This window comes from Clostridium sp. MF28, from assembly GCF_002969175.1.
GTDB classification, from domain to species: Bacteria; Bacillota; Clostridia; order Clostridiales; family Clostridiaceae; genus Clostridium; species Clostridium beijerinckii.
Window position 1 is genome coordinate 3416503 of the sequence record NZ_CP014331.1, and the last position, 21153, is coordinate 3437655.

The window sequence follows — 21153 nt, forward strand, 5'->3', positions numbered from 1 at the left end:
ATTAATTTTAATGCATTAATATGTCATTTAAGTGTCAAATAATAAATTCGTAAAAAAAATTAGTATTTACGAATTTATTTTTATTTTAATTGCTATGATTTGCATTTGATCATATAGTTTTAAGTAAAGCTATCATAAAGAGGTATAAGTAATAATTTTATGTTATTATTTAAATAAGTAATCTTAAATTTAAATGTAGTAGTTTCAGAATATGACAATTTGGAAATAATGTTAATAGGAAAGGAATATTGATTTATGAATCAAAAATTTAAAATAATAGATAGTCATGCTCATTATGATGATGAAGCTTTTAATGAAGATAGGGAGTCCTTGCTAAATGAGATTAATCAAAATGGAGTTATTGGAATCCTAAATTGCGCATCATCATATGATAGTTTAAAAACAACAGATCAACTAACTAAAGATCATAATTTTATCTTTGGAGCTTTAGGAATACATCCGGAAAATGCGAATGAGATGAAAGGCGATACACTAGATGAAATTAAATCTTATATTAAGAATAATGACAAAATAGTAGCTATTGGGGAGATTGGATTAGACTATTATTGGGATGAAAATCCACCTAAAGATATTCAAAAGGATGTATTTAGAAGTCATATGAATTTAGCTAAAGAACTAAATTATCCAGTTGTTATTCATGATAGAGATGCACATCAAGACACATTAGAAATAATTAAGGAATTTCCAGAAGTTACAGGTGTAGTTCACTGTTTTTCAGGAAGTGTAGAATTTGCAAGGGAATGCGTAAAACTAGGATATTATATAGGAATAACAGGTGTTGTTACATTTAAAAATGCAAAAAAAGTTGTTGAAGTAGTTAGAGAAATCCCTTTAGAAAAAATACTTGTAGAAACTGATTGCCCGTATATGGCACCTGAACCAAACAGAGGAAAGAGAAATAAATCAGACTATATTGAATATATAATAACTAAGATAGCAGAAATTAAGAATATTGACCCTTATGAGGCAAATTTGAGATTTAATGAGAATTTTTTTAGATTGATAAGAAAGGAAAAATAAGGTAAAATATTAAATGTACACTTTAAATATAATTTCTGTATTCAACATAAAGTAAATCTAAGATTAAACTGAAATTATCATTAAGTTTAATAAATGTTTCTATAATTTCATATCATTAAATTTTTAATTTCATAATGAAGTAATATTAAATACCGCTATCATTTTTATATATTATATTTTATGCACAAAGTGCATTATTACAATGCTTCATTATATTGCAAGAGTTTACTAATTTGACAAGTCTAGAATATTAATATATAATTCAAAAGACACTCTTGCCAAAGGAGGGAAAATAATGATAGAAAAATTGAGACAATTTATTAGGCAAAGTTTTTCTAACGGTCCGAAGGCAAAAATTATAATTGGAACAATTGCGATAGCATTTGTAGTTGTTACAGCAGTGACTATAATGAGCATAAGAAAAACGCTCGTAATAAGTATAGACGGTAAAGAAGCGACTTTTGTCACTTACAAGGGGACTGTTAAAGGTGTGTTGCAAGAAAATGGGATAGAAGTATCGCCTAAAGATAAAGTGCAACCGTCCTTGGAATCCAAAGTATCTGAAAAAGAAACTATTAAAGTAAAAAAGGCTGTTCCAGTAGATATTAAGGCTGGTGGAATGGAAGTACAATTGCAAACGGCAGAGGATACGGTTGAGGATATGCTGGATGCAGAGAAAAATACATTAAAAGATCAAGGAATAGAATTTGACAAAGACGTAGATGAAGTATCACCATCCCTAGAGTCTAAGTTAGAGGGTAACGAAAGTGTCCAACTTGTCAAAGTGGAAACAAAAGATGTCACCGAAAAACAGCCAATTAACTTCGATACAATTGTAGAAAAAGATGAAAATTTGGACAGTAGTGTTCAGAAGGTTAAGAGTGAAGGGGTTAATGGTGAGAAACAAATTACTTATCAAATAATATATAAAGATGGGGTAGAAATTTCTCGTAATGTAAAGAGTACTAAAACCATATTGGAACCACAAAATGAAGTTGTGGTCAAAGGAACTGGTCAAGTGTACGCAAGCAGAGGTGGAGACAGAATAACTTATAAGAAAAAGATTAATTGCACAGCAACAGCTTATAGTAACCATTCTACTACAGCTACAGGAAGAACGCCTGTTAGAAATCAAGGTGGTATGAGTACGATTGCAGTAGATCCATCAGTAATACCGCTAGGAAGTAAAGTATATGTGGAAGGGTATGGATATGCAATTGCATCAGATACAGGTGGTGCTATAAAGGGCGACAGAATTGACATATACCTTAATTCGTCAAATGAATGTGATTCATGGGGAAGAAGACCAGTTGATGTATTAGTAGTTGCTTACCCAGGGCAATGGTAAGCTATTTTAAGAGATAACAGATGTTATCTCTATTTTTTTCTTTGAATTTGTGGATGTTTTATCATATTATTAGAAATGAGATAAAATAAATTTAAGGCTATTTTATGGTATAGATATATGAATGCAATAAAGTAATTATTAATAAAGAAAGGAAGTAACACATTGATAAAAGAAGTAATAGTCGTTGAGGGTAGAGATGACGTTGACGCTGTAAAGAAAGCTATAGATGCAGAAATAATCGCTGTAGGAGGATTTGGAATAAATGCAAAGGTCATAGCAAGAATACAGGAGGCCCAGAAAAGAAAAGGGGTAATTGTATTAACAGACCCAGATTTTGCAGGGGAAAAAATAAGAAGAATAATAGCAAAAAGAGTTAAAGGAATAAAACATGCATATATTGCAAAAGAAGATGGACTTAAGAACGGAGATATTGGAGTAGAAAATGCATGCCCAGAAGTTATTTTGAAGGCGCTTGAAATGGCAAAGATAACACAAGAAGAAAAACAATCATTTTTTACTATGCAGGATATGTTTTATTTCAAGCTTACAGGAGATAATACTTCAAAGATTAGAAGAAATATGCTTGGTAAGTTATTAGGAATAGGTTATGGAAATGCGGCGCAGATGGTTTCTAGATTAAATAATTATGGAATAACTAAAGAAGAATTTACTAATGCTATAAAAGAAATAGAAAAACAATTGGAAGTAGGTAAGAAATAAATGGATTTAAAAGATATAAAAACTCAGGAACTAGTCAAAAAATATAATTTTAAGTTCTCAAAAAGCCTTGGGCAAAATTTCTTAGTTGATGATTCTGTTCTTGATGATATAGTTAATGGAGCAGAAGTTAACAATGAAGATTTTATTATAGAGATTGGACCAGGTGTAGGTACGCTTACCGCTCAACTTTTGATGAAAGCTAAAAAAGTAACATCTATTGAATTAGATAATGATTTAATTCCGATACTTGAGCAAGAGTTGGGGGAGCACAAGAATTTTAGTTTAATACATAAAGATGCACTTAAAGTGGATTTTAATGAACTTATTGGAGATGAGAAAAGTGTTAAGCTTGTAGCAAATCTTCCATACTATGTTACAACCCCTATAATAGTTAAGCTTCTAAAAGGTGGATATAATTTTAAATCATTAACTATAATGATTCAAAAGGAAGTTGCAGAGAGAATTAATGCTGAACCTAATTGTAAGGAATATGGTGCATTGTCGGTTTTAGTTCAGTATTATTGTAATACAGGCATAATAAGGAAGGTACCACCAACTTGTTTTATTCCTAGACCAAAGGTTGAATCTATAGTAATAAGACTAGATAGATTAGATGAACCAAGAGTTAAAACTAAGGATATCAATATTATGTTTGAGATTGTAAGAGCAGGTTTCAATATGAGAAGAAAAACTTTATGGAATGCAGCAAAAACATTAAAAGTAGATAAAGAGAAATTAGAAGAAGCATTTAAGAAATCAGGAATTGATCCTAAGAGAAGAGCTGAAACATTAACACTAGAAGAATTTGCGGCCTTATCAGATTGTATATATGATATAAGAAACTAAAAGGTGGAGAATGAGTAATTATTGAATTATTCGTTCTCTACTTTTTAGTTTCTATTAAAATTGCTGGGCTATATAGAGTATGAAAATATAGAAAAATATTAGTTAAATCATAATTCTAATTTCCAAACATATACTATATGGAATAAATATATGTGGAGGGAATATAGGGTTGGCACACAACAAATTGTATAGAAACTTTATAATATTACAAGAAGATGAAAGAGGATATTCTCAATCTAATGATAAAGCTTTGTCTGGATATGCTAAGGTGGAGGCTAAAGGTGATAAGTGTAAAATCTCATTTTATGCGCAGAATCTTAGGCAGGAAGATAATTATTCCATGGTACTTATATGTTGTAAGAAGGATTTAAAACAATTAATTGATATTGGACCTTTAGCAATAAATGAAGTCGGAAAAGGAGATACTAGCAAAGAATATTATGTAAATAACATAGCTAGTCTTGGAATATCTTATGAAAAAATATCTGGTGCTGCTATATGTAGGGTAAAAGATAATGAAACAGAATTTGTAATGCATGGTTTTATGAATGGAGAAGAATCTGCTGATAATTGGAGAAAGTTTAAGATTATAAAAGCCGATTCTAGGAAATATGTTGATAAAACAACATTACAAACTAAGGAAAAAGAAAATTTGACTGTAAGTACATTAAATAAAACTATCACTCAATCAGGTACGAAAGAGGATGAATTAGTAAAGGCACCTAAATTACAAGATGAATCAGTTGAACGAAAAAAAGATGATATTGATCTTCAACCTAAAGCGAACATAGAATCTAAAGTTGAAGATAAACAAAATAGGATTCCAGAAGATCATCAAAACATAACTGAAACTATAGATAATTTAGATGAGGAAAGAAACAAGAATAAAGAGAGCAAAAAATGTGAGAAAGATTATAAACATGACAAGTGCGATAAGCATGATAAAGAAGATAAATATGATAAGTGTGATAAACATGATAAATGTGATAAAGAAGATAAATACGATAAACATGACAAATATGATAAGTACGACAAATATGATAAATGGGATAAGGATGAAAAATATAATAAGTGTGATAAACATGATAAGTATGACTATTTTGAAAAAGAGGAAGATATAGATGATGTTATTGGTAAAATAGCTAATAAATTAGATACTTATGATGGGGTAATAGACCTAAAAGTAAGTCATCACATGTATGAAGAGGTTATAGTATATGGATTTATAAAGGATAAGAAGAATCATAATTCTAAATGGAAGAAATTCAAATTAGAAAAGAAATGTAGAAATGAAAATCAGGATACAGATAATGTGCAAGTTAGCTCTAGGAGAATAGAAGAAAACTTTAAATTGGATAAATTGAATGACGTGGATACATCCGACAGAATGGACATAATAGATTTCGATGAATATGAAAATAATATTCAACAAGGAAATTTAGGTGGAGCCACAGGAGCAAATGATACATCTACGATGAATACGACTGGTACAGTGGAGTCTATGGAACAAGGCAACTCTAATACTGGAATGGGCCAGATTAATACAGGAACAATGTGGCAACCATGGTCAGGGAACTCGGTAAGTCAGACTGGCAGTAATACTGGAACAGATCAAACATCATCAAATACTGGAATGAATCAAATGAACACGGGGACAATGGAACAGCCAGAGACTAGCGGTGAAACTGGAGGTATGGGACAGCTAGACTTAAATATGGGAGATACACCAAATGAAAATAATAATAATCAAAATACTTCAAATCAGGGATTCACTATAAGTGGAGATATAGGTAAGTATTTTGAGAAGTTAGCACAAGACTTTAGGCCATTTATTGGAAAATTGAATGATATAAACTTCTGTAAGTGGTATAAAATCATTGTAAATGGTATAGAAGACTTATCAAATGATACAAATTATAACAAATATACATTAGCATATTATCCAATGTTAAATTATTATCCTTACATTAGTAAAAAAGGACATTTCTTATTAGGATATAAATGCAATAAAGATGGAGAAATGCAATATATTATATATGCAATACCAGGAAGCAAAGAAAAAAATGATCAACCATATGGTGGAAGAACAGGTTTCGTAACATGGACTAATGATAGTAATAATGGCCAAGGATATTGGTTAATGTTCTATGATTTTAAAAATTCTTCAATCGTAATTCCGGCAAGATAGAGAACATTGTTATGAATAAGAAGCAGTTGATTGTTACGTCAATATTGTTATCATTGATGTTGATACTGGTCATAACCCAGGGCTTCTTTAAAGAAAATTTCGAACAGGTAATTCTTATGGATCAGGGAATAAATAGATTTAAAGAATATTCTTTTGACGAGAATAAATATATTATATCTCTGCCAAGTGAATGGAATGTGGAGGAAAAAGAAAGTAAAGGGCAATATGTGAGTTATGAATTAGATTTTAAAGACAAAAATAATAAGCTTACTGGTTTATTGCAAGTAGTAAATACCAAAGAGGATATAAACGCGTTTGCAGAAAAAGATTTAAATAGTCAATGCCTAGAATATTATAATTCAGAATTAACACCTTTTAAAAATTCCTATAATTCTGGGGTATTAGTTAAATATGAAACAAAAGTAAAGAATGGATATGATTTTAACAATGAATGCTATTATCTAAATTTAGGAGAAGGTAAGACAGCAAAGATATTATTTAATCTTAAGTCAAAGGATTATAAGGATAATATGAAGACTATTTTAAATACGATTATTTCAAGTATTAAATCATCTCAAAGTTGAAATTAGCCAATTTATTGTATATAAAGTTTTATGGATTATAAGTGGTTGATATGAAAAGACTACATTATATGTTTAATATAAAATATATAATTGTGTGAATGTTGAGTTGATGAGTTAAATAAGATTTGCCAAGGATAAGCATAAGTATTATAATTTAAGTATCAAGGAGAGGCCAGAATAGCTTCTCCTTGATACTTATTTGACGTTTGGAGGCGAGCAATGAGGATAATATTATTTGAGATATTTGGGATACAAATAAAGAGTTATGGATTAATGATTGCAATTGGAATAATAGTTGCAGCTGCTATATTTATAAATAAAGGAAAGAAAAAAGGCTATGATGAGGATTCTTTATTAAATTTAGTGATTTTAGCTGTAATAGGTGGAGCGCTTGGTGGAAAGGGATTATTTATATTAACTGAGATTAAGGATATTATTAAAGAGCCAAGCATATTGCTGAACTTTGGATATGGATTTGTTATATATGGTGCCATAGGTGGAGGAGCCTTGGCTATGTACTTATATTCTAGGAAAAAGTCTTGGAACATTGTTGAAATGTTGGATATGACGGTTCCAGGTCTTGCAATAGCCCAAGGTTTTGGTAGAATTGGATGTTTTCTGGCTGGATGTTGTTATGGAGCAGAAACCGAATTACCAATAGGTGTTACATTTCCAAAAGGATCTTTAGCACCAGCAGGAATACACGTGCATCCAACGCAAATTTATTCATCAATATTTGACTTTTTGCTAGGATTTATACTTTTGTACTATAGTAAGAAAGAAAAACAAACAGGAAAGATAGTGGGACTATATTTAATAGTATATAGTATAGGTAGATTTTTAGTAGAATTTTTAAGAGATGATCCAAGAGGGAGTGTCGGGATTCTATCAACATCACAATTTATCGCAATATTTACTTTGGTGATTGGTATTGTTGTATTTAATAACCATAGGATTTTCAAAGGAGCGAAGAAGAATAGTGAGAAATAGTAAGTTTTTAACAATAGTTTTACCATTGGTATTGGTCTCTAGTATGATGCTCTCAGGATGTAGCTTCATTGATAATATAGAAGTTAAAATGAATCTTAAAAATCAACAATTTGATTATATAAAGCAAAATAAGGTGGATAAAATTATTATACAAAGTGTTAGAGATAGTGGATTTAGGTTTGTAGTTAATGATCCTAAAGCTATAGATGACATTTACAAGATTTTATCAGATGGAAGTGAAGTTTCAAAGAAAAGCTCATTAGATCCAGATTATATTTTTGAGGTGTGTACCGGAGATGAAGTGAGAAAGTATCAGTATGTAGTTGGAGCTAACGAACATGGGACAGGAAACTTTTATGATGACGATAAGGCATTTTCAGTACCTAAAAATTTAGAGAATACAATAATGCAAAATCTTTCATTCATAAGAAAGCCAAGAGACTTTAATTATATATATTATCAATCAATATTAAAAGTTATTGATAAGAAAAAAGATAGCTTATCCAACGGAAATAAAGCTGGAGTGAACATATCTGGAGATACAGATTGTTTGAAATACATATTTTCTGTGGATTTAGAAGATTTTAAGAAAAGTTTGAATAAAACTTTACCTAGTGTTGATTTAGTAAACAATAATTATGAAGATTTTGATACAATAATTAAAGTAAAAAATAGAGGATATAATAGTACTGTTTTCAAAACACTAATAACAGTAGATAATAAAAAGGATAATTCCTTTGAAAGTTACTATGTAACGGCAGAATATAATTATAAAGACTGGGATATTAAAATAAGTGAGCCTAATAAGGTCCCACAAGATTGGTAAGTAAAGGAGCATATATAAATGAGTTGTGAAAGTTGTAAAAGTAAAGACACATGTCAATCTAAAGGAACAGGATGTAGTGAAGAAAGTTTAAAGTTAACATCCAGATATGGAAATATTAAAAATGTTATAGGTATTATAAGTGGAAAAGGTGGAGTTGGTAAATCAACTGTAACTGGAATGATGGCAAGTATGTTATCTAAGAAGGGATATAAAGTAGGAGTGTTGGATGCAGATATTACAGGTCCATCTATGCCTAGATTTTTTGGGGTTAACAATAAAAGGGCTAAAATAATTCCATTAGAAAATGATATGGTAAAATTTGAGCCAGTGGAAACAGAAAGCGGGATAAAAATAATCTCCATGAATCTTTTAACAGCGGTAGAAGATGAACCTGTAATCTGGAGAGGACCTGTAATTACAGGGGTGTTAAAGCAGATGTTTGTAGAAACTAATTGGGAAGAGCTTGACTATTTACTTATAGATATGCCACCAGGTACAGGAGATATTGCTTTAACTGTAATGCAGGAATTCCCTATTGATGAAATTGTAATAGTTTCTACACCACAAGATATGGTGTCCATGATAGTCAAGAAAGTTGTTATTATGGCCCAAAAGATAGGGGTGAAGATTAAGGGCGTAGTAGAGAACATGGCATATATAAACTGTCCAGATTGTGATAAAAAGATACGAGTATTTAGCAGAAAGTCATCAGAAGAAAATGCGGAGTATCTTGGAATTCCTTTAATAGGAGAGTTACCAATTAATATTGAACTTACAGAAGCATTGGAGCAAGGAAAAGCAGAGGAATACGTTAAGGAGAATCCGCTATATTCACTAATATTTGAAGGATTGTATTAAAAGAAAACTTCTTTTCCTTATACTATACTTATTTCATCATTTTAAATTATATTATTAAATATACATAACTTAATATTTCTTGGGAAATAATAAGCTTGTAATTTGATATTAGAGGAGATGAAGTAAACCATGAAACCAAAAGTAGATAAAGATACTTGTATAGCTTGCGGATTATGTCCATCTATATGTCCAGAGTGCTTTGACATGCAAGATGATGGAAAAGCAGGAGCTATAGTTGATGAAGTTCCAGAAGGTTGTGTAGATGAGGCAAAAGAAGCAGAAGAAAGCTGTCCAGTAAATGCAATTGAAATAGAAGAATAAAATTTGATTGCAAAATACGACTAAAACGTCTAAAATAAATAATTTATAAATCATAGTTATTTATTATTTGATCAAAAATAGGATTAATTTTGTTTTATAAAACAAAATTAATCCTATTTTTATTCTATATATTTTGTATTAATAAGCTTAAAATGCTGATAAGTGAAATGTTTAGTTACTTCGCATAGATTGGAAACTTAATTGTATATATAAATTGTTTTATATGATAGTTAGTTTGAAATAGTATTTACTGATGATGCATGAAAAATTCTTTCTATAGGAAGAACGGATAAAATTACTAAGCATATGATTCCTTCTATTCCAATCATCGGACCATTAACAAGTAAAGAATAAACTACTGGAGACATCCCTTCTGGGGCAAATGACCCGAAGAAAACTATACCAGAAATAAGATGACATAAAAATCTGACCAGTATTGCAATACTCACTCCAACTAATCTTCTTTGTTTGAAGAATCCGGCAAGACCTAATGCTGTAAAGGGCAATGGATAATCAAATAAAACTTGAACCGGATGTAGTATATATGGATCCAGTATTAGGGTTATTACACCATAAAGAAATCCTGTTAAACATCCAACTTCAGGACCGTATATGAATGCTATAAGCAATACTGGTATCATGCTGCCTAAAGTTATGCTACCACCTTGAGGAAAATGATATAATCTTAGCATTTTTAATATGGTGGCTAACGCTAATGCTATACCAATTCTAGCAATTAGTTCTGGCGTGAATTTTATCTTTTTTGCCTTAGCTAATGCTATAAGTAGTAAAATACATCCTAATAAAGTTATAATTGACATTGGACTTGCAAGAATATCTTGAATATTTTGGGAGAAATTCTGGAAAAGTTTAGAAAATTGTTCGATCCAATCATTAAAAATTGACATAAAAAAACCTCCTTAATTGTGCTCGGAGATTATCAACCAAATAAATAGTTTAAAGTTTTTAAGAGGTTGCATTCCCTACGCTAGAATTAACTAGATCAGGTTTTAAGGGTTTATGAATATCAAATCTCAGCCTCTCGGCTCCCCTAGCACATTATAAATATATTACACTTATACTATTTTATACCTATTATTATAGATAGTCAATTACATTGTATGTGTTAAATTTGTTATTATTACTTAAATTGGAATGTGAATTTGAACTAGACGCAATCAAATTTATAGAGTGATGTGGGATTGTGCTATTTGGCAATTTATTTGATGAAATGGTGAATATATCATCATTTCTATTAACAATAGTAGCATCTTTGTATGTTGAATCTAATATAAAACCTTTCATAATAACAAAACAGTCCTTTCAGTAAAGATTTCTTTGTTATTATTATTTACAAGTAGAAAAGTAAGTATACTTGTAAAATATTAAAGAGCTAAATAAAAAAATATGAATTTTAATATCTAGCTCTTTAATTATGAATGAATAGTTAACATATATATTTTTCGCTTAATCTAATCTTTCAACTATAAATCCAACAAGGCCAGGTCCGGTATGAACGCCAAGAGCAGGGCCTATTGATCCTCCTAAAGTACATTCAATTAGATTAGGAATATCTTTTATAGAATCATAAAGCATTTTAGATTTTTCAGGTGCATTCCCGTCTAAAACCCAAACTTTACATTTATGATTTTCTAGATAATTTGTTAATATATTTGTTAATTTAGATATACACTGTTTTATGCCTCTTATCTTACAAACCGTATGGTATATGCCGTCATCGCCAACAGTAATAATAGGCTTTAGATTGAGCACGCCCGCTATAGTTCCGGCAACTTTACCAACTCGTCCTCCCTTTATTAAGTATTCTAATGTATCTATTGTAAAAAACACATCAATCTTATCTCTAAATGAAGGTAAAGTTATCACTATTTCATCAAAGGATTTTTCTTGCTTTATTAGGTTTAGAGTTTCAATGACCATAGCTCCTTCTGACATGGTTAAAGTCATAGAATCAAATACAAAAGTTTTCACTTCAGGGACATTTTCAGATGCAAGTCTTGCAGAGTTATAAGCGCCAGAAAGGCCACTTGATATTGTTATAATAATTGCATGTGTATATCCTTCGTTTTTTACTTGCTCTAAAGCAAATGTAAAATCATCAACACCAGGTAAGGAAGTTTTGGGTATCTCCTTAGGTAAATATTCATATAGGGCCTTTGGCGTTATATCTATTCCATCAATATACTCTTTATCAGAGAATATAATTTTAAACGGGACTATTTTAATATTATTTTCTATTACGAAATTTGTATTCAAATCAGAAGCACTATCAGTTATTAATGCTATTTTATCCATCTTAATTCCTCCTAGAAATATATAGTCTTAGTTTAATTATAACACTATTTGTAAAAAATACATTTCTTATATATTACTTAAAGAAATAATTTATATTATATTTTTAGATAATAAACTATGTTTTTAATAAAACTTTTTGGTTCGCACAAGATGATAATTTACAGTAAATTTTAATCAATTTAACTTTTTAGAACACATATAATAATAATTTTCTTATAGTTTGTTATGAAAAAATACTATAAATCATAGTAAATTACAACAATAAAGATTATCTACAATAAGTCAAACATAAAAAAGTCGTAAAAATTGAATAAATCGAAAGATAATAGGATATAAATTGAGATAATTAAAATCTAGTGGTTTAAAAATAAAAAATTAGAAGTGTTGCTAATGAATACCTAATACAGTATAATAGTACGGTAGTAAAAATACTATATATTGTGCCATGGAGGGAATAATAATGCTATATGTTGTGAAACGCGATGGAAGAGAAGTTGAATTTAATTCAGATAAGATAGCTCAAGCAATTAAAGGATCAGCTAGTGAAATCGGTTTAAATTTAAAAGAAAGTCAAGTTCTAGATACTGTACATAAGGTGATTACTTATATAGAAGAAGAGTATAAGAAGACTATAACTGTAGAACAAATACAAAATTTTGTAGAGAAAGCATTAAGAAATGAGGGACACAAAGATATAGCAGTCGCTTATTCAGCATACAGACGTGAAAGAACTAAAGTCAGAGATATAAAATCAGATTTAATGAGGGCTATAAGACAAATTGGAGTTGAAACTGATAGAGATAATGCAAATGTAGGAAATAATTTCAGTTCTAAGTTATTAAGAATAGCATCTGAATCAAATAAGTGGAATACACTAGCTACTATGCCAAAGAATTTGGCAAAGGCTCATGAGAATGGTGATTTATATTATCATGACTTAGATAGCTATAATTTAACTGTAAACTGCTTGCATATACCAACAAAAGAGATATTAGAGAATGGATTTAATACTGGATATGGAACAATTAATGCTCCTAAGAGAATTGAAACTGCTGCTGAATTATCATGTATATTATTGCAATCAACTCAAAATGATATGTTTGGTGGTCAATCTCATCCGGATTTTGATAATGACATGGGTATATTTGTAGAGCCAACTAGAGAAGAAATTAGAGAAGAATTATTGGAACTAGGTGTATCAGAAGAAAAGTTAGAAGCTATGGTAGAAAAGAAAGTAAGAAAAAAGGTACAACAAGCAATGCAAGGTGTAGTTTATAATCTTAATACAATGCATTCTAGAGCGGGATCTCAAGTACCATTTAGTTCAATTAATATTGGTTTACCTACAAGCTCAGATGCAGCATTAGTATGTGAAGTTTTTCTTTTAGAATATGAAAAAGGATTAGGTAAAGGTGAACAACCAATTTTTCCTAACATAATTTTTAGAGTTAAGTCAGGTGTTAATAGGGAAGAGAATGATGAATATTTTTATTTATACAAACTAGCATGTAGAGTAGCTGCAAAGAGAATGAATCCAACTTTTATGAATATTGATGCAGATTTTAATAAGGAATATTACGATAAAGGTTATGTTCCAGCTACAATGGGATGTAGAACTTATCTTATGAAAAATGTAAATGGTGAGCCTGGTTGTAAGGGAAGAGGGAATATAGCACCAACAACTCTTAATCTTCCAAGAATAGGGTTGCAAGCTAAAAATGATATAAATAAGTTTTTCAGTATATTAGATGCAAGATTAGAATTAGCAAAAGATTCTTTAATGCATAGATATGAGATTTTGAAAAATCTAAAAGTTAAGGATTTACCTTTTGTTGCAGGTCAAGGACTTATGAAGGGTTCAGAAGGCTTAAAACCTGATGATTCTATAGAACCAATATTAAAGCAAGGAACTTGGGGAATAGGATTCATAGGTGTTGCAGAAGCATTATTAGCTTTGGTTGGGAAGCATCATGGTGAAGATGAAGAAGCAAGAAAATTAGGAATAAAGATTGTTGAACATATAAGACAATATTGCGATAGGCTTACAGAGGAATATAAACTAAATTGGAGTTGTTATGCGACTCCAGCAGAAGGGCTTTCAGGTAAATTTATAAAGCAAGATCAAAAGATATTTGGATTAATAAAAGGAGTAACTGATAAGGAATATTACACAAATAGTTATCATATACCTGTTTCGTACCCAATATCTATTAAAGATAAGATTGATATTGAAGCGCCATACCATAAACTTTGTAATGGTGGACATATAAGTTATATTGAAGTAGATGACACACCAGATGCAGAAACAATAATGGATATAATAAATTATGCATATAGAAATACTAATATCAGTTATATGGGTATTAATTTTCATATAAGATATTGTAGAGAATGTGGTACTTATCTTCAAAACAATGAAAACAAGTGTCCTAAATGTGGCAGTCAGAATATTCAAGGAATATCAAGAGTTACAGGATATTTAAGTTTAGATGAAAGATTCGGTGCTGGAAAGTATCATGAAAGAGAAGATAGAATATCACATACTGAGAGACATGGGCATCACTACTAAAAGCATAATGATGATAGATTTTTAATTTATAAATTATAATATAGAAAAAGAAGATGGATTTATTAATCTCATCTTTTTTTTTATATATTTAATTCATCAGATGTTATATTGGCTTATAAGGCAATATGAAACAAATAATTTTATGAGGAATGAGTTATATAATACAGAAGTTATATATTAAGGAAGCAAAAAAACATATTTTCTATAAGAATTATTAAAAAATAGAGGTATAAAAAGTAAACTTTAATATATTAATGAAATTAATAGAGAATATAATGTAATTATTTGGTATGAACACTAAATGCTTTGGGTAGATCTGCTAAAGAAAATGGACTGTTAATTTATCAATGTATTGCAACATCAAAAAAAAAACTTGCAATAATTGAGAGGATTTTCAATAAAAACAATTAAAATTTGAAAATACATGAAGGAGAGTAGCTGTTTCGTTGCAAAAAAATAAAATAAATCTTGTATAGATTTATTAATATATGATATTATAAATATACAGTAAAAATGTTAATTTATTAAAAATATGCTTTAAGTAATAAGAAAATAATATAAATGGGGGGACTAAAATGGCACTTAGTAATTTAAAAACTAATAAAAAAGTTTCTATAGTAGATACCACTCTTAGAGATGGTGAGCAAACAGCAGGGGTGGTTTTTGCTAATGAAGAAAAAATAGTAATAGCAGAAATGTTAAGTGACTTAGGTGTTGATCAGCTAGAAGTAGGGATTCCTACAATGGGTGGGGACGAAAAGAAGGCTATAAAAGAAATTGTAAAAAGAAATTTAAAACCTAGTATTATGGCATGGAATAGAGCAGTAGTCAGTGATATAGAACAATCAATAGATTGTGGAGTTGATGCAGTTGCCATATCAATATCAGTATCGGATATACACATTCAGCATAAACTTAAAACATCTAGAGAATGGGTATTAGAAAGCATGGTTAAATCTGTAGAATTTGCAAAGAAAAATGGTCTTTATGTATCTGTTAATGGGGAAGATGCATCTAGAGCAGATAAGGACTTTTTAGTTGAATATATTAATGCAGCTAAACAAGCAGGTGCAGATAGATTTAGATATTGCGATACTGTAGGAATTATGGAGCCATTTAAAATTAGAGATGATATTAAATATATATATGATAAAACAGGCTTTGATATAGAAATGCATACTCATGATGACTTTGGAATGGCAACAGCTAATGCGGTAGCAGGTATTAAGGGTGGAGCATCGCATGTTGGAGTAACTGTAAATGGTCTTGGGGAAAGAGCAGGTAATGCAGCATTAGAAGAAGTTATAATGGCATTAATGCTTGTTTACGGATATAATGGTGATGGAATAAATACGCAAATGTTTAGAGAAGTGTCACAATATGTATCAAGAGCATCAGGTAGAGAGCTTCCAATATGGAAAGCAATCGTTGGAACTAATATGTTTGCACATGAATCAGGAATACATGCAGATGGAGCAATAAAAGATCCTAAGAATTATGAAGCATTTGATCCAGATATAGTTGGTCTTGAAAGACAAATTGTCATAGGAAAGCATTCAGGAAGAGCTTCAATAATAAATAAATTTAGAGAATATAATAGAGAACTTACAGAGGATGAGGCAAAAGGAATACTTGAACTTGTAAGAGCTACGTCAGTTAGATTAAAGAGAACTTTATTTGATAAAGAAGTAGTTCAATTATATAAAGAGTATCATAGACGATTAGAAGAAAGAAATAAGCAATAATAGGGGGGCGTAAACGTGGGAGATAATTTAGTTTATAAGATTTTAAAAAGCCACATTGTTGAAGGTGAATTAAAGGCAGGAGAGCCTATAGCATTAAAGATTGATCAAACGTTGACTCAAGATTCGACAGGAACAATGGCATATCTTCAATTAGAAGCTATGGGAATAGATAGAGTTAAGACAAAGAAATCAGTAGCATTTATAGATCATAATATGTTACAACAAGGTTTTGAAAATGCAGACGATCATAAGTTTATTCAAACAGTTGCATCTAAATATGGAGTATATTTTTCAAAGCCAGGGAATGGAATATGTCATCAAATATTCTTAGAAAGATTTTCAACTCCAGGAGATACATTAATAGGTTCTGATAGCCATACACCAACAGCAGGTGGTGTTGGCATGCTTGCTATGGGAGCTGGTGGATTAGACGTTGCTCTTGCTATGGGAGGAGGAGCTTATAATATTAATACGCCTAAGGTAGTTAAGATTGAGCTTACTGGAAAATTGAATAAAATGGTAGCGGCTAAAGATGTTATATTAGAAGTTCTAAGAATATTAACTGTTAAAGGTGGAGTAGGGAAAGTATTTGAATACGCTGGTGAAGGTGTTAAAACACTTTCAGTTCCTGAAAGAGCAACTATAACTAATATGGGAGCAGAACTTGGAGCTACAACTTCGATTTTCCCAAGTGACGAAAGAACTTTAGAATTCTTTAAGGCACAAGGAAGAGAAGAAGACTTTATAGAATTTAAGCCAGATGCAGATGCTGTATATGACGAAGTAGTAACAATTAATTTAAGTGAATTGACACCACTTACAGCTAAGCCTCATAGCCCAGACAATGTAGCTAAGGTTAGCGAAGTTGGTAAGATTAAAGTTGACCAAGTAGTTATAGGAAGCTGTACTAACTCTTCTTATGAAGACTTAATGAAGGTTGCTAAGATATTAAAAGGTAAAAAGGTACATCCAGATGTTAGCTTAGTAATAGGACCTGGATCAAGACAAGTTATGGAAATGATAGCTAGAAACGGTGCATTAGCAGATATAATTAGTTCAGGGGCAAGAATACTTGAAAATGGTTGTGGACCATGTATCGGTATGGGACAATCACCTGGAACTGATGCAATTTCCCTTAGAACTGTAAATAGAAACTTTTATGGTAGAAGTGGAACATTATCAGCACAAATATATATAGTGAGTCCTGAAACTGCAGCAGTTTCAGCTATAAATGGAGTTTTAACTGATCCAACCGAAGTGGATGTAGATTTAACAATAGATATGCCAAAGGAATTCTTAATAGATGATTCAATGATTTTAGCACCAGCACCAACTAATGCTGAAGTTGAAGTTGTTAGAGGACCTAATATTAAGCCATTCCCAGTAAGTAAGCCATTAGCAGAAGAATTAGCTGGTAAAGTATTAATAAAGGTTGAAGATAATATTACAACTGACCATATTATGCCTTCGAATTCTAAGTTATTGCCATTTAGATCGAACATACCTTATCTTGCAGAATATTGCTTCAACACAGTTGATGCAGAATTCCCTAAGAGAGCTAAGGAGTTTAATGGTGGATTTATAATTGCTGGAGGAAATTATGGACAAGGATCAAGTAGAGAACATGCAGCATTGGCACCATTATACTTAGGAGTTAAGGCTGTTATAGCTAAATCATTTGCAAGAATTCATAAAGCAAACTTAATTAATAATGGAATAGTTCCAATTGAATTTAAGAATGAAGCTGATTATGACAAGATTGAGTTAACTGATGACTTGAAGCTGGAAGACATTCAAGCAGCTTTAGAATCAGGAATAGTTAAAGTTAAGAACTTAACTAAGGGAACTGAGTTTGATGCTACAGTTGATTTAACAGAGAAAGAAATTGCTGTTATTAAAGAAGGCGGAAGACTTAATTATGTTAAAGCAAATAGTTAATTATAAGATAAAGAGTGAAAATGCAGGGTCTTTAAGACTCTGCATTTTTTTATACAAATAAGCATGTAAATGCTTAAGGTCTATAATTCAAGTTCAAGATAGGTGTAATATGCAGGTGATTTGTAAATGTGATTATACTTACGTTATAATTAATTATCTAATAGAATGTATATAAATAGATTGATAAGAAAGAAGTGTAAGTTTAATGGAAAAGACTATAAGATTAGCAGGGATAGCATATGAGAGTTTAGTTAACGGGCCTGGTATAAGGAGAGTATTTTTTTCACAAGGCTGTAAGCATAACTGTAAAAGTTGTTTTAATCCTGATACTCATGATTTTTATGGAGGAGAGCAAAGAGATATAGATGAATTAATTAATGATACATTAAATAATGAAATTATAAAGGGAGTAACATTTAGTGGCGGAGATCCGTGGGAACAGGCAGATAAATTTGCATATATGGCAAAGGAGTTTAGAAAAAAAGGTTTAAATATTTGGAGCTATACAGGATATACTTATGAATATATTTTAGAAAATAAGGATTCGAGATTAGGCTGGAGTGATTTATTAAACAATATTGATGTTCTTGTAGATGGAAAATTTGAAGAAAGTAAGATGTCGGATGGACTTAAGTTTAGAGGTTCAACTAATCAAAGAATAATAGATGTTAAAGAAAGTATAAAAAAAGAACAAATTGTTACTATAGAACTTTAACATTAATATAAGATGTTTTTAAAAATATCCACAAATGTGTGAGTATAATTAAAAAAGTTGTGGATTATTATTTGAACTATGTGGATAAATTTTGGAGTAATAAAATAGGCCCATATATCACAATATAAGTTATATTACTTATATTGAAAGTTAGGTGAATGAAGCTTGATTTTAAATAAAGAATTTTATAAACAAGGTGCATTAATTTTAGCGAAAGAACTTTTGGGAAAAGTTATTATAAGAAAGGTTGACGGAGTGGCCTTAAGAGCTAAAATTGTTGAAACAGAAGCGTACATAGGAGAAATAGATAAGGCATCGCATGCTTATAATGGAAGAAGGACTGAAAGAACTGAACCTTTATTTAGAGAAGGTGGGATTGCTTATGTTTATTTCATTTATGGAAAATACTATTGTTTTAATGTTATAAGTGGATTAGAAGATAAGGGAGAAGGAGTTCTAATAAGAGCATTGGAGCCGTTAAATGAATTTGATTATCTTGCAAAAAAAAGGTTTAATCAAAATTATGATGAACTTTCAGAAACAAAGAAAAAGGCAATTACAAATGGACCATCAAAACTGTGTATTGCATTTTCAATAGATAAATCGGAAAATTATAAAAGGTTATACGAGGAAGGTGATTTTTATATAGAAGAAGGAGAAAAAGATACGTTTAAAATAATGGAAACGAAAAGAATCGGAATAGATTATGCAGAAGAAGCAATAGATTTTCCATGGAGATTTTATATAGAGGGAAATAAATACATATCGAAAAAGTAACAAACTTTCAATGTAATTCCTATTGAGCATTTAATTTAAATACAAATTTTTACTAAAAAGAAATAAAGAGTAATATATTTAATACGATAAATCTATCATAAGATATTTTTTTATAGGAGATAGATTTATGATTGCTAGAGTAATTAATAGAAATTTTAGTATGTATAAATATAAAAAGAGGAAAGCATCTTTAAAAATAAAAGTTACTAAAGAAAATATTATATCGTTTAGTGAAATACTCGAGAATGTACAAATGCTTAGGAAAAAAGGAATTATATCAGTATCAGATCTTAATAGAAATATATCTAAGTCTATAAAAAAATAGTAATATAAAGATGACAGTACATGGATTAATTAAGACATGTATTGTCATCTTTGTATTACTTATTTTCTTTATCAACATTGATTAATTTATCTGAAATGATAAATCTAGGTCTGTGTTTAGCTTCATTATATATTTTTCCGATATATTCTCCTATTACGCCAAGAGATAAGAGCTGAACTCCGCCAAGTACCCAAATTGAAAGGGTCAATGAAGTCCAACCAGTAACTGTACGGCCTGAAATTTTAACTATAAGAGTATAAATTAGGGCTGCGCCTCCAGCAAAAAATATAGTAAAACCAAGGAGGGTTATTAATCTTATTGGTTTTATGCTAAAGGATGTAATTCCGTCTAAGGCAAAGGCAATCATCTTTTTTAGAGGATATTTAGATTCACCAGCAAATCTTTCATGACGTTCATATTCAACAACTGAGTATTTATATCCTATTAATGGAATCATTCCGCGAAGAAATAAATTAACTTCCTTATATTGACTTAACCCGTCTACAACACGTTTGCTCATAAGCCTATAATCTGCATGATTATAGACCATGTCTACGCCAAGAATACGCATTAATTTATAAAAACCTAATGCAGTTGTTCTCTTGAAAAAGGTATCAGTTTCTCTAGTGGATCTTACTCCATAAACAATATCGCATCCATCATAATATTTTTCTACAAATGCATCTATGACATCTATATCATCTTGTAAATCTGCATCTAATGATATAGTCATATCTGAATAATTTTTAGCAACCATGAGCCCAGCAAGTAAGGCATTCTGGTGGCCCCTGTTCCTTGAAAGGTTGATTCCTGAAAATATATTATTTTTAGAATGAAGCTCTTCAATTATGCTCCAAGTTCTATCTTTTGAACCATCATTAACAAAAAGTATTTTGCTTTTATTAGATATTAGGTTATTTGAAATCATAGTCTTAATTTTTACGAGCAATCTTTTACTAGTTTCATGTAAAACTTCTTCTTCATTGTAGCAAGGAATTACAAGATATAGTATATCCTTCATAAAATCGCCTCCAATGATTAGTATA

The 21153-nt window shown here is 30.3% G+C and carries 20 protein-coding genes and 1 riboswitch; of the genes, 16 read left to right on the top strand and 4 right to left on the bottom strand.

Features of this window, described 5'->3' with window-relative positions; all coding sequences use genetic code 11:
• The first annotated feature begins 255 nt into the window (after nt 1-255).
• The 10 genes from AXY43_RS14715 to AXY43_RS14760 all read left to right on the top strand — a co-directional run bounded on the left by AXY43_RS14715 (nt 256) and on the right by AXY43_RS14760 (nt 9722).
• Nucleotides 256-1041 (top strand): TatD family hydrolase, encoded by a 786-nt coding sequence (locus AXY43_RS14715; RefSeq protein ID WP_026015684.1) that lies wholly within the window; start codon nt 256-258, stop codon nt 1039-1041.
• A 295-nt stretch (nt 1042-1336) separates the two neighbouring features.
• Entirely contained in the window at nt 1337-2389 is a 1053-nt protein-coding gene (locus AXY43_RS14720) for a 3D domain-containing protein (RefSeq protein ID WP_011967422.1), read from the top strand.
• Between the two features lie 162 nt (nt 2390-2551).
• Nucleotides 2552-3109: a ribonuclease M5 gene (rnmV, locus tag AXY43_RS14725; RefSeq protein WP_011967423.1), complete on the top strand. Its 558-nt coding sequence runs from the start codon at nt 2552-2554 to the stop codon at nt 3107-3109.
• The gene (gene rsmA, locus AXY43_RS14730) at nt 3110-3955 is read left to right on the top strand and encodes a 16S rRNA (adenine(1518)-N(6)/adenine(1519)-N(6))-dimethyltransferase RsmA (protein WP_039773401.1); all 846 of its coding nucleotides are present in this window, start codon (nt 3110-3112) and stop codon (nt 3953-3955) included.
• A gap of 169 nt (nt 3956-4124) precedes the next feature.
• Complete coding sequence (locus AXY43_RS14735) at nt 4125-6143, top strand: hypothetical protein (protein WP_087702758.1); 2019 nt, start codon at nt 4125-4127, stop codon at nt 6141-6143.
• A gap of 11 nt (nt 6144-6154) precedes the next feature.
• Entirely contained in the window at nt 6155-6727 is a 573-nt protein-coding gene (locus tag AXY43_RS14740; RefSeq protein WP_023975928.1) for a hypothetical protein, read from the top strand.
• A 219-nt stretch (nt 6728-6946) separates the two neighbouring features.
• Nucleotides 6947-7717: a prolipoprotein diacylglyceryl transferase gene (locus AXY43_RS14745; RefSeq protein WP_023976828.1), complete on the top strand. Its 771-nt coding sequence runs from the start codon at nt 6947-6949 to the stop codon at nt 7715-7717.
• Between the two features lie 43 nt (nt 7718-7760).
• Nucleotides 7761-8543 (top strand): hypothetical protein, encoded by a 783-nt coding sequence (locus AXY43_RS14750; protein ID WP_373866806.1) that lies wholly within the window; start codon nt 7761-7763, stop codon nt 8541-8543.
• An 18-nt stretch (nt 8544-8561) separates the two neighbouring features.
• Nucleotides 8562-9401, top strand: a complete 840-nt coding sequence (locus AXY43_RS14755) for an Mrp/NBP35 family ATP-binding protein (protein WP_017209521.1) — start codon at nt 8562-8564, stop codon at nt 9399-9401.
• A 129-nt stretch (nt 9402-9530) separates the two neighbouring features.
• Nucleotides 9531-9722: a ferredoxin gene (locus AXY43_RS14760; protein ID WP_011967430.1), complete on the top strand. Its 192-nt coding sequence runs from the start codon at nt 9531-9533 to the stop codon at nt 9720-9722.
• A gap of 230 nt (nt 9723-9952) precedes the next feature.
• On the opposite strand, the gene thiT is transcribed toward AXY43_RS14760, so the two are convergent.
• From thiT to AXY43_RS14775, 3 genes are all read right to left on the bottom strand, one after another.
• On the bottom strand, nt 9953-10630 hold the full coding sequence (gene thiT / locus AXY43_RS14765; protein WP_023976825.1) for an energy-coupled thiamine transporter ThiT: 678 nt from the start codon (nt 10628-10630) through the stop codon (nt 9953-9955).
• Between the two features lie 54 nt (nt 10631-10684).
• A riboswitch (TPP riboswitch) is annotated at nt 10685-10785 on the bottom strand.
• A gap of 35 nt (nt 10786-10820) precedes the next feature.
• Complete coding sequence (locus tag AXY43_RS14770) at nt 10821-11027, bottom strand: hypothetical protein (RefSeq protein WP_077303715.1); 207 nt, start codon at nt 11025-11027, stop codon at nt 10821-10823.
• A 162-nt stretch (nt 11028-11189) separates the two neighbouring features.
• Nucleotides 11190-12038: a DegV family protein gene (locus tag AXY43_RS14775; protein ID WP_039773399.1), complete on the bottom strand. Its 849-nt coding sequence runs from the start codon at nt 12036-12038 to the stop codon at nt 11190-11192.
• Nucleotides 12039-12498: 460 nt separating this feature from the next.
• Between AXY43_RS14775 and AXY43_RS14780 the strand changes: the two genes are divergently transcribed.
• From AXY43_RS14780 to AXY43_RS14805, 6 genes are all read left to right on the top strand, one after another.
• Nucleotides 12499-14607, top strand: coding sequence for an anaerobic ribonucleoside triphosphate reductase (locus AXY43_RS14780; protein ID WP_039773398.1), 2109 nt, complete (start codon nt 12499-12501; stop codon nt 14605-14607).
• 575 nt (nt 14608-15182) lie between these two features.
• The gene (gene nifV / locus AXY43_RS14785; RefSeq protein ID WP_011967434.1) at nt 15183-16352 is read left to right on the top strand and encodes a homocitrate synthase; all 1170 of its coding nucleotides are present in this window, start codon (nt 15183-15185) and stop codon (nt 16350-16352) included.
• A 15-nt stretch (nt 16353-16367) separates the two neighbouring features.
• The gene (locus AXY43_RS14790) at nt 16368-18290 is read left to right on the top strand and encodes an aconitate hydratase (RefSeq protein WP_105411747.1); all 1923 of its coding nucleotides are present in this window, start codon (nt 16368-16370) and stop codon (nt 18288-18290) included.
• A 205-nt stretch (nt 18291-18495) separates the two neighbouring features.
• On the top strand, nt 18496-19005 hold the full coding sequence (gene nrdG / locus AXY43_RS14795) for an anaerobic ribonucleoside-triphosphate reductase activating protein (RefSeq protein WP_017209516.1): 510 nt from the start codon (nt 18496-18498) through the stop codon (nt 19003-19005).
• Nucleotides 19006-19170: 165 nt separating this feature from the next.
• Complete coding sequence (locus AXY43_RS14800) at nt 19171-19782, top strand: DNA-3-methyladenine glycosylase (protein WP_023976820.1); 612 nt, start codon at nt 19171-19173, stop codon at nt 19780-19782.
• Between the two features lie 127 nt (nt 19783-19909).
• Entirely contained in the window at nt 19910-20107 is a 198-nt protein-coding gene (locus tag AXY43_RS14805; protein WP_023976819.1) for a hypothetical protein, read from the top strand.
• Between the two features lie 55 nt (nt 20108-20162).
• Here AXY43_RS14805 and AXY43_RS14810 read toward each other — a convergent pair whose 3' ends face one another.
• Nucleotides 20163-21128, bottom strand: a complete 966-nt coding sequence (locus AXY43_RS14810; protein WP_023976818.1) for a glycosyltransferase family 2 protein — start codon at nt 21126-21128, stop codon at nt 20163-20165.
• Between the last annotated feature and the right edge of the window lie 25 nt (nt 21129-21153).

Coding starts and splice junctions, on each gene's coding strand:
- AXY43_RS14770 (WP_077303715.1), bottom strand. CDS start 11,027: ATGAAAGGTTTTATATTAGATTCAACATACAAAGATGCTACTATTGTT.
- AXY43_RS14745 (WP_023976828.1), top strand. CDS start 6,947: ATGAGGATAATATTATTTGAGATATTTGGGATACAAATAAAGAGTTAT.
- nifV (WP_011967434.1), top strand. CDS start 15,183: ATGGCACTTAGTAATTTAAAAACTAATAAAAAAGTTTCTATAGTAGAT.
- AXY43_RS14720 (WP_011967422.1), top strand. CDS start 1,337: ATGATAGAAAAATTGAGACAATTTATTAGGCAAAGTTTTTCTAACGGT.
- AXY43_RS14755 (WP_017209521.1), top strand. CDS start 8,562: ATGAGTTGTGAAAGTTGTAAAAGTAAAGACACATGTCAATCTAAAGGA.
- thiT (WP_023976825.1), bottom strand. CDS start 10,630: ATGTCAATTTTTAATGATTGGATCGAACAATTTTCTAAACTTTTCCAG.
- AXY43_RS14775 (WP_039773399.1), bottom strand. CDS start 12,038: ATGGATAAAATAGCATTAATAACTGATAGTGCTTCTGATTTGAATACA.
- AXY43_RS14810 (WP_023976818.1), bottom strand. CDS start 21,128: ATGAAGGATATACTATATCTTGTAATTCCTTGCTACAATGAAGAAGAA.
- AXY43_RS14805 (WP_023976819.1), top strand. CDS start 19,910: ATGATTGCTAGAGTAATTAATAGAAATTTTAGTATGTATAAATATAAA.
- AXY43_RS14750 (WP_373866806.1), top strand. CDS start 7,761: ATGATGCTCTCAGGATGTAGCTTCATTGATAATATAGAAGTTAAAATG.
- AXY43_RS14780 (WP_039773398.1), top strand. CDS start 12,499: ATGCTATATGTTGTGAAACGCGATGGAAGAGAAGTTGAATTTAATTCA.
- AXY43_RS14760 (WP_011967430.1), top strand. CDS start 9,531: ATGAAACCAAAAGTAGATAAAGATACTTGTATAGCTTGCGGATTATGT.
- AXY43_RS14715 (WP_026015684.1), top strand. CDS start 256: ATGAATCAAAAATTTAAAATAATAGATAGTCATGCTCATTATGATGAT.
- nrdG (WP_017209516.1), top strand. CDS start 18,496: ATGGAAAAGACTATAAGATTAGCAGGGATAGCATATGAGAGTTTAGTT.
- AXY43_RS14740 (WP_023975928.1), top strand. CDS start 6,155: ATGAATAAGAAGCAGTTGATTGTTACGTCAATATTGTTATCATTGATG.
- rsmA (WP_039773401.1), top strand. CDS start 3,110: ATGGATTTAAAAGATATAAAAACTCAGGAACTAGTCAAAAAATATAAT.